The 8,923-nt window shown below is 65.7% G+C and carries 5 protein-coding genes; 3 read left to right on the top strand and 2 right to left on the bottom strand.

The window, feature by feature from the left end:
- Position 1: 1 nt before the first annotated feature.
- Positions 2-3,397 (bottom strand): cadherin domain-containing protein, encoded by a 3,396-nt coding sequence (locus tag C8J40_RS07975; protein ID WP_132896542.1) that lies wholly within the window; start codon positions 3,395-3,397, stop codon positions 2-4.
- Positions 3,398-3,621: 224 nt separating this feature from the next.
- Between C8J40_RS07975 and C8J40_RS07970 the strand changes: the two genes are divergently transcribed.
- Both C8J40_RS07970 and yghU read left to right on the top strand, forming a co-directional pair.
- Positions 3,622-4,092 carry a nucleoside deaminase gene (locus C8J40_RS07970; RefSeq protein ID WP_132896541.1) on the top strand — a complete coding sequence of 157 codons (471 nt, stop codon included), beginning with the start codon at positions 3,622-3,624 and terminating at the stop codon, positions 4,090-4,092.
- Positions 4,093-4,289: 197 nt separating this feature from the next.
- Positions 4,290-5,168: a glutathione-dependent disulfide-bond oxidoreductase gene (gene yghU, locus C8J40_RS07965; RefSeq protein ID WP_132896540.1), complete on the top strand. Its 879-nt coding sequence runs from the start codon at positions 4,290-4,292 to the stop codon at positions 5,166-5,168.
- A 39-nt stretch (positions 5,169-5,207) separates the two neighbouring features.
- Here the strand turns inward: yghU and C8J40_RS07960 are convergent, their stop codons facing one another.
- Positions 5,208-7,391, bottom strand: a complete 2,184-nt coding sequence (locus C8J40_RS07960; protein ID WP_132896539.1) for a penicillin acylase family protein — start codon at positions 7,389-7,391, stop codon at positions 5,208-5,210.
- 34 nt (positions 7,392-7,425) lie between these two features.
- Here C8J40_RS07960 and C8J40_RS07955 point away from each other — a divergent pair, with 34 nt between their 5' ends.
- The gene (locus C8J40_RS07955) at positions 7,426-8,754 is read left to right on the top strand and encodes an amidohydrolase family protein (protein WP_132896538.1); all 1,329 of its coding nucleotides are present in this window, start codon (positions 7,426-7,428) and stop codon (positions 8,752-8,754) included.
- Positions 8,755-8,923: the final 169 nt, after the last annotated feature.

Here is an 8,923-nt window from a genome sequence, read left to right as displayed (position 1 = left end):
ACTACATGAAGAAATCGTTCGCAGTCAGGACATGATGGCCGGTCAGCGCGATCGAGAAATCGGCGGCCGAACCGCTGTCGGTATTGCCTTCGACGACGGTGAATTCCTTCCCACCGATCATCTGGTAGCTGTAGCGTAGCTGACCCGGCGCGGAAAACTTCGCGGTCGTGCCGATGAAGCTGAACGCCTGGTCGCCGCGCGCAAACAGCGAGCTGTTGGCGTCGATCATCGACAGGTCGATCTTGTCCTGCCCGACGACGAAGTCGGTGATGACGTCGCGCGACGACGACGTCAGGCTGTCGCCCTTCACCTCGAAGCGGAAGATGTCCGCGCCCGCGCCGCCGGTCATCGTGTCCATGTCGTCGCCACCGATCAGGATGTCGTTGCCATCGCCGCCGTGGAGGATGTCCTTGCCGTCGCCACCGATCAGCGTGTCGGTGCCTGCACCGCCGTTGAGCGTGTCGTTGCCGAGCCCGCCGGTAAGCTTGTCATTGCCGCCTAGCCCGTTGAGCACGTCGTTGCCCCAGCCGCCATCGAGCACGTCCTGCTCGCCGGTGCCGTTGATCGTGTCGGCGACCATCGTGCCGGTCTTGGTGATCCCGACGATATCGGTCACCCCGATCGTCAGCGTCTGCGTGTCGATCGCGCCGCGTGCGTCGGTCGCGACGACCGTCACGCCGTAGATATTGTCGCGGTTGAGGTCGGTCGGTGCCTCGTAATCGGGCGCGGTGACGAACTTCAGCACGCCGGTGGTCGCGTCGATCGAGAAATTGACGCCATCACCGCCGGCACCGATCGAATATTTGATCGAATCGCCCCAGTCGATGTTCGCGTCGGTCGCGGTGATCGTGGTCAGCGCGGTGCCGTTCTCCGCGATCGACAGCGCGCCCGTGGTGCCGCCGCCGAACGAGGTTAGCACGGGGTCCACATTGGCCTGATGGCCGATCTTGACGTCGTGGACGCCGATCGCGCCGAGGTCGATCGTCAGGATCTCGCCGATCTGGCTCGCGATCTTGCCACCGCTCAGCGTCGTCCAGTCGGTGCCCGGCGCCTTGAGGTCGACGGTGACCTTGCCCTCGCCCTCGACCGTGAACGCGAGATCGCGGCCGTCTCCGCTCAGCGACGTCAGCGTCGCGCGCATCGGCAGCGCGGTGATGTGCGTGACGTCGTCGGCGACCGCGCCCATCGTGATCGCATAGGTGCCGCCCGCCTTGGGCAGGAACACCGTGTCCGCGTCATAGGCATACCAGTTGGCGACGTTCTTGATGACCTGGCCGTTGCTCTGGCCATCGACGTCGAGCGAGAAGGTCCCGGTGGTCGCGCCGACCGTCGCGGTGATCGTGTTGCCGACCACGGTCGAGGTGATCGTCGCATTCTGGAACGCGCTGACTCGCCCTGCGAGATCGGCGAGCGTCACGAACTCGACGCCGGCGGCGGCGGCCTGCGCGATGAAGGTCGTGAACATCTGCTTGGTGTACAGGCTGGTGGCGCCGTCGCTGGCCCACATCGTCGGGCCATAGTCATGCCACGGCCACACGATGACAGGCGCATCGGCATTCGCGGTCAGCGCGCCGAATTCCTTCGCCCAGGTCGCGCTGGCCTCGGCGACGGTCTTCTTCTGGAACTCGATCAGCGAGAAGTCGAACGACGTGTTCGGCGCCAGATAGACCTTGTCGTCGGCGGCGTTCTGCGGCGTCATATAGCCGATCGCGTTGGGATAGCCCGCGCCGACGCCCGAATAGCCGCCGCTGAGATACGTCACGTATTTCAGGATCTCCTGGCTGGTCGCGATCTGCTCGGGTGCGCCCGGTACCGCGGCACCACCGACGGTTACGGTCTTGCCGAGATACGCGCTCAGCTGCTTTTCCAGCTCGGCGCGCGACTGGCCGAACTCGAATGCGATCTGCGCATCGGTCAGCAGGTTGGTGTCCATCGGATGCGTGTAGCTGTGCGTGCCGATCTCGTTGCCCGCATCGAGCAGCGCCTTGTACACCGGCAGCGATACCGCCCAGTCGGTCGCCTCGCCGTTTGCCGGATCGTTGCCGATATTGACGTAATAGCTGCCGACGAAATTATATGCGGTCTTCCACTCGGTCAGGATCGGCAGCAACTTGTCGTAGATCCCGGGCGCGGTGCCGGCCGGATTGACCTCTTCGATCTGCTTGCTCTGGTCCATGTCGACGCGCGACGCGAACAGCCCGGTCTGGCGGGTCATCTGCAACCCGACCGACAGGCCGTCGCCGTGCACCGAATAGTCGATCGCCTTCTGGAGCAGGGTGTCGTCGGCCATCACCGCTTCGCTCGAGAACAGCACGTTGCGCCCGCCGGTCTGCGTGGCGATCGCGGCGCTGTAGGTCTGGCCGTTGACCGTCTCGGTCGCGATCGTCGTGCCCGTGCCGCTGACGCTGGTGAACGCGTTCCAGCCGACGCCGGTATATTGGCGGATGACTTGGCCGTCGCTGTAGCCGTCGAGCACGAGGTGCGACGCATCGCTCGCCTTCACCGTCACGTCGGCGGGGAATCCACCGGTCACGCGCGTCGCGTCGAACAACAGCTTCATCCGCGAATATGAATCGCCAGCGAGCGCGGTATTGTCGGCGCCGTTGGTCATGAACTCGCCCGCTGCGACCAGGCCGATGCCGAACTGCTTGGTCGCCTGCTCCAGCGTCTGCGCGATCAGGTCTGCCTTGCCCGCCTCGACGTTGCGGAACGACGGGAAGACGATCGTGTCGTACTTGGCGAGTGTCGCCAGGCTGGTCAGGTCGCCTTCGGTCAGGATGTCGAACGGCACGCCGGCCTGCATCGCCTGGCTCTGCGCGGCCATGAACAGCTGCGAATAGGCGGTCTTGCTGAAATAGGCGTTGGCGGTCGAATCGGACCAGACGATCGCGATCCGGTGCGACGGATCGGCGACGATGCCGGTGTCGTTGAAGACGGTGAACGCGGGGTTCGAATAACTGCCGGGCAGGAACGCGGTGTCGTTGACGTCGTAGATCGTGTCGATCGCCTGCGGATTGCCGATCGCCGCCTTGGGCACCTTGAACTCGACGGTGGAGCGATCCGCCGACCATGCCGCCTGCAAACCGCTCGCGACGAGGGTCTCACCCGCTGCGCCGCTGTAGAGCGACACCGTGCCGTCGGCCGCGAAGTTGACGTTGTACTCGGCGCCACCGGCAAACCCGAACACCTGGTAGCCGGTGGTCGCGTTGCGATCGGTGTTAAGCCACGCGGTGGTGTTCGCGCCGATCGCGGTGGGGGCGGTGATCGCGAACGCGAAGTCCGCGCCGTCGCTGCGCGCATAGATCGCGTATCCGGTGCCGAGCCCGCGATCGATGCGGTCGCCGGCGGTCCAGTCGTTCAGGTTGCCATCGACCGTTATCGGTGCTGCGTTCGCCATCGTTCGTCCCCGTTTCGCCACAGGCCTCACGGCCGGGCTGAGGCTGCCCGCCATGAAACTGACCGTGCCCTAGCGAATACAGCCAGCCTTTCGAACAGCTTAGATGGTCAGTTTGCACCGAACCTGTATCAGCGTGGTACGGGATTGGCCGTTGCAAACTCGGCAGCCAGATGGAGGGCTGAACGTTTGCAAGGCGTCGACACAATGAGCTTTGAGGAAATGGAATGAACGATATCGACATGAGCCATCTGCGGCGGTGCGTCGAGCTGGCGACCGAAGCCGTAGACGCGGGCGACCAGCCGTTCGGCTCGATCCTTGTGTCGCGCGACGGCGAGGTGCTGTTCGAGGACCGAAACCGAACCGGCGGCGGTGATCCGACGCGTCATCCCGAGTTCACGATCGCGCGTTGGGCCGCCGAGCATCTGTCGCCGGAGGAGCGGCGACAGACCGTGGTCTATACCTCGGGTGAGCATTGCGCGATGTGCGCGGCGGCGCATGGGCTCGTGGGGATGGGAAGGATCGTCTACGCGACGTCGACGATCCAGCTGAATGAATGGCTGCGTGAATTCGGCAAGCCATCGCTCGGCATCGTGCCGCTGCGGATCACCGACGTCGTACCCGATGCGGTCGTCGCGGGCCCGGTGCCAGCGTTCGCCGACGAGGTCCGTACGCTCCACGCACGTGCGGGCAACTGACCCGAGATCGCTGATCGCGTGCGAAGAGGGGGACCGAGAGTGACGATGGGGTATTCGAACATTCACGTTACGGACGCGGCTGATACCTTACGGCTCTAGCAAGCCACGCTCGACCGAGCGACGTCGGCTCGGGCCTTGCGCATAGCCGCACAACGGCGCACTTCGCCGACGCAGAGTAGAGATAGCGGAGAGCCAGAATGACCGAGACCGCCGACTACACGCCGCCCAAGGTCTGGACCTGGGACAAGCAGAGCGGAGGCCGGTTCGCCAGCATCAACCGCCCGATCGCCGGCGCCACGCACGACAAGGACCTGCCCGTCGGCAAGCACCCGCTCCAGCTCTATTCGCTGGCAACGCCCAACGGCGTCAAGGTGACGGTGATGCTCGAGGAGCTGCTTGCCGCCGGTCATACGGGTGCCGAATACGACGCCTGGCTGATCAAGATCATGGACGGCGACCAGTTCGGCAGCGGCTTCGTCGCGGCCAATCCTAACTCGAAAATCCCCGCTTTGGTCGACCGCAGCGGCGCGGAGCCGATCCGCGTGTTCGAATCCGGATCGATCCTTCTCTATCTTGCCGAGAAGTTCGGTGCGTTTCTCCCGACCGATGCCGCCAAGCGCGCCGAAGTGCTGTCGTGGCTGTTCTGGCAGATGGGGGCAGGGCCGATGCTGGGGGGCGGTTTCGGGCATTTCTACGCCTATGCTCCCGTGAAGATCGAATATGCGATCGACCGTTTCGCGATGGAGGTTAAGCGCCAACTCGACGTGCTGGACCGCCGGCTGGCCGAGAGCGAATATGTAGGTGGTGACGACTATTCGATCGCCGACATGGCGGTGTGGCCTTGGTACGGCGCGCTGGTGACGGGCCAGGTGTATGATGCTGCCGAGTTCCTTCAGGTGAGCGACTATAAGAACGTCCTGCGCTGGACCGACCTGATCGGCGCGCGACCGGCGGTCCAGCGCGGCCGGATGGTCAACCGCGTGATGGGCGATCCTGCCAGCCAGCTCCACGAACGCCACGATGCCGGCGACTTCGACACACGGACACAGGACAAGCTCGACGCCACTCCGACGTAAATTCAGGCGCGGTGACGTAGTGGCCGGAAAGGCGCGACGTCACCCGCCGGGTCGGTAGCTGCGCTCGACGTGTCCCTTGAGGTCGTCGGGATAGAAATAGACCGGGCGCAGTCTGCCCTCCGCATAGCGCTGCGTCTGATCGGCGAAGTGAGGTGATGCCGGATCGCCGCTTTGGCCGCCGGCCATGACCGCCATTGCCTTCACCCGCGGGCCGAACTCGACAACCGCGACGAAGCTGTTGCCGCTGGTGCCGTAATAACGCTTCGTGCCGGGCCAGGGCTTGGCGCCGAACGACGCCAGGCTGCCCCATTGTGCCGAGGTGAACGGCACCGGGATCGAGGCGCGCGCGTCGTCGAAATGCGGCTGGATCGCATCGTCGAGCCGCTGGAATCGGTTGATCTGCTGCCACGGCGTGCGCCAGTCGCCGAAGTCGTGCGTCAGGCGATCGACCGCGGCGGACAGCGCGGTAAGCTTGGCCTCGGGCGACACGCGCGCGGCGATGTAGTCGGGCACGTTCAACCGCTCGGCCTGGGCGAAGCTGCCGACTTCGCGCCACAACTGGTCACCCCAGAACACCGCGAGGCTGGTCGCGACCGAGTCGTAGCTCCAGCGGTGATCCCATTGCTTCAGCATCGCGATCGGCTCCGCGAGCGACGCCCGCCGTGGATCGTGGGCAGGCAGTGCGTCCCACGCCTCGACCAGACCGGGGAGCAATCGCGCAAAGGCGGGCAGATAGGAATCGAACGCCGCGGCACGCAGTGTGTCCGGGGTCCAACCGCGTTTGCCGGTCAGCAGCAGGTCGGCATGAACGCCGCGCGCATTGCCGCCGACCTGGTCCATGTACTTCGGATAGTCCGCCGCCTTGGGGCTGTCCGGCCCCGCCGCGCTCCACGGCCAGTCGTTGGTGTTGTGCGCCCAGCCGGTCCGCGGGTTGGCGACGCTCGGCAGGCTGGCGAGCGTGTGGAGCCCGTGCCAGTCGGTCGCGGGATCGCTGCCGTCGACGGGACGCGTGTAATCGAACCGGTCGCTGCGGATCGGCATGAACTGCGGCATCAGGAATGCGATCTCGCCCTTATCGTCGGCGAACAGCGTGTCGTTCGACGAATTCGCCTTCCGCTCGGCGACCGCGATATAGCTTGCCAGATCGGTCGCCTTGGTCCGCAGATAGCTTTGTTCGAGCGCGGGGACGGGTTTCCACATCAACGCGGTCGCGATCCAGCGCCCGGCCTTGATCGCGACGATCGGCCCGTGATGCGTGGCGTAGGTGGTGAAGCGCCGCTCCCCCATCGCGCTGTCGGCCCGGCGATAGCGCAGGACGACGGTGTGCGTGGTGACCGGGCGGACTTCGCTGCCGTAGCGATAGGCATAGCGCTCGCCGGTCCGCGCGATCCGTTCGGCGAACTCGTCGATATTGTCGACCGTCGCGGAGGTGTGCATCCAGCCGGCCTTGGCATTGAAGCCCTGGTACACGAAGAACTGCCCCCAGGTGCTGGCGCCATACGCGTTCAGCCCTTCGTCGCTAGTCATCTGCGCTTCGGAGCGGAAATAGAAGCTGGTGTGCGGATTGATCAGCAGCAGCGCGCGGCCGTTCGCGGTGAGGCGGGGTGCGATCGCGATGCCGTTAGACCCCGACGGCTCTCGGGGTACCATGCCGCGTTCCTCCGGCGAGGGCGGGGTGGGCTTGCCGTAGAACGTCTTCAGATCGCTGAGCGAGATCCGCTCGATATCCCCGCCGATGCTGCCTTCGGTGAAGCTCAGCGCCATCCATGGTTCGAACCGGGTGAGGACCTTCGGCCTGGCCTGCGGATGCGTCGCCAGATAATAGTTCAGCCCGTCCGCCCAGGCCTGCATGAGCGCGCGCAACCAGACGGGGCTGGCAGCATATTGGTGCTTCAGGTCTGCAGGATCGACGAACAGCCGCTGGCGAAGATCGGCCCAGACCGCGTCCTCGCCGTCTGCTTCGGCGCTACGCCCGAGCGCGGTCAGGTAATTCGCCTCGATCCGCGCGAAATCGTCCTCGGCCTGTGCGTAGATCAGCCCGAACACCGCATCCGCGTCGGATCGCCCACGGATATGCGGGATCCCCCAGTCGTCGCGCGTGATCGTGACGCGCGCGGCCTGCACCTGCCACCGCGCTATGTCGGTTGGTGGCGGACTGGGCGCAGCCGTCAGCAGGGCCAACAGGATCACCGGATTGCGCGCACGCCGAAGGAGCTTATCCATGGTGGCAGCGTAAGGCGGGAACGAGGGAAAGACCATGCGGTGGCTGACGACGATAGTGCTGACGTCCGCGGCGGTTCTGCTCGGACCCGCAGCCGCGGTGCCGGCGTCTAACCCCCGATCGACGCTGCTGAAACCCGCGGGCGTTTTCGATGGCGCGGATGGTATCGTCCATGCCGGCTGGCAGGTGCTCGTCTCGGGCGACCGGATCGTCGCAGTCGGTCCCAATCTACCGGTGCCCACCGACACGCAGACTATCGAGCTTGCCGGCGATACGCTGATGCCCGGCATGATCGAGGGGCACGGGCATCTGTTCCTGCATCCGTATAACGAGACGAGCTGGGACGATCAGGTCCTGCACGAGCCGCTCGCGCTCCGCACCGCGCGCGCCGTTGCGAACGCAAAGGCGACGTTGCTCGCCGGCTTCACCAGCGAACGCGATCTCGGCACGGAGGGCGCCGGCTATGCGGACGTCGGGCTGAAGGCGGCGATCGACCAGGGCATCGTGCCGGGCCCGCGACTATCGGTCGCGACGCGCGCGATCGTCGCGCTCGGCGCCTATGGTCCGAAGGGTTTCGAGCCAGGCGTCGCGGTGCCGCAGGGGGCCAAGGAAGTGTCGGGCGTCGACCAGATGGTGGCCGCGGTGCGCCGCCAGATCGCGGCCGGTGCGGATTGGGTCAAGCTGTATGCCGATTATCGCTGGCGACCCGGCGAGGAGAGCCGTGCGACGTTGAGCCTCGCCGAGATGACGGCGGCGGTGGCGGCGGCGCACGATGCGGGTCGCCCGGTTGCCGTCCATGCCGCGACCGCCGAGGGTATGCGGCGCGCGGTCGCCGCGGGCGTTGATACCATCGAGCACGGCTATGGCGGTACGCCCGCGATCTTCGCAGACATGGCGACCAAGCGCATCGCGCTGTGTCCGACACTCGCCGCATCCGACGCGACCGCACGCTATCGCGGCTGGAACGGTAGCGAACCAGCGCCGCCCGCCGTCGCACTCAGTCGTTCAAGCCTCAAGCTGGCGCTCGAGGCAGGCGTCCCGATCTGCGTCGGCGGCGATGCGGGGGTATTCGCGCACGGGCAGAACGTGCGCGAGATGGAATTGCTGGTAGCGGCGGGGATGCCCCGCGCGGCGGTCCTGATGGCCGCGACCTCCGGCAACGCGCGGTCGCTCCATCTTGGCGACACGCGAGGTACGGTGAAACCTGGCTTGCTGGCGGATCTGGTTGCGGTGTCGGGCGATCCGACGTTAAATATAGCCGCGCTCCGTCGCGTTCGGATGGTCATGAAGGGCGGCACCATCGTCCCGGACCCGTCCTCGAACGATGCGCAACCGTCTCTCCATCCGGGATCAGACGGTGAATGAGCGTATGGCGTCGAGGAGGGGCAACCGCGCGGCGGATGCCGTTGAACCCTAGGAACAGCATCATACTGCCGCCGACAACGTCGATATGCCAGCGTGGCGCGAAACTTATAGCCTCCGGCAAACTCGCAGCGGTTCGCTCCAGACTAGGGCGAGCACATGTTCGCTGGCC

Source organism: Sphingomonas sp. PP-CC-3A-396, assembly GCF_004343105.1.
Taxonomy (GTDB): Bacteria; Pseudomonadota; Alphaproteobacteria; order Sphingomonadales; family Sphingomonadaceae; genus Sphingomonas.
Note: the sequence above shows the minus strand (reverse complement) of the source record. Positions and strands in the feature narration are given on the sequence as shown.

Bases quoted from the DNA above. Each gene is read 5' to 3' on its own strand.
- C8J40_RS07975 (WP_132896542.1), bottom strand. From the start codon at position 3,397: ATGGCGAACGCAGCACCGATAACGGTCGATGGCAACCTGAACGACTGG.
- C8J40_RS07970 (WP_132896541.1), top strand. From the start codon at position 3,622: ATGAACGATATCGACATGAGCCATCTGCGGCGGTGCGTCGAGCTGGCG.
- yghU (WP_132896540.1), top strand. From the start codon at position 4,290: ATGACCGAGACCGCCGACTACACGCCGCCCAAGGTCTGGACCTGGGAC.
- C8J40_RS07960 (WP_132896539.1), bottom strand. From the start codon at position 7,391: ATGGATAAGCTCCTTCGGCGTGCGCGCAATCCGGTGATCCTGTTGGCC.
- C8J40_RS07955 (WP_132896538.1), top strand. From the start codon at position 7,426: ATGCGGTGGCTGACGACGATAGTGCTGACGTCCGCGGCGGTTCTGCTC.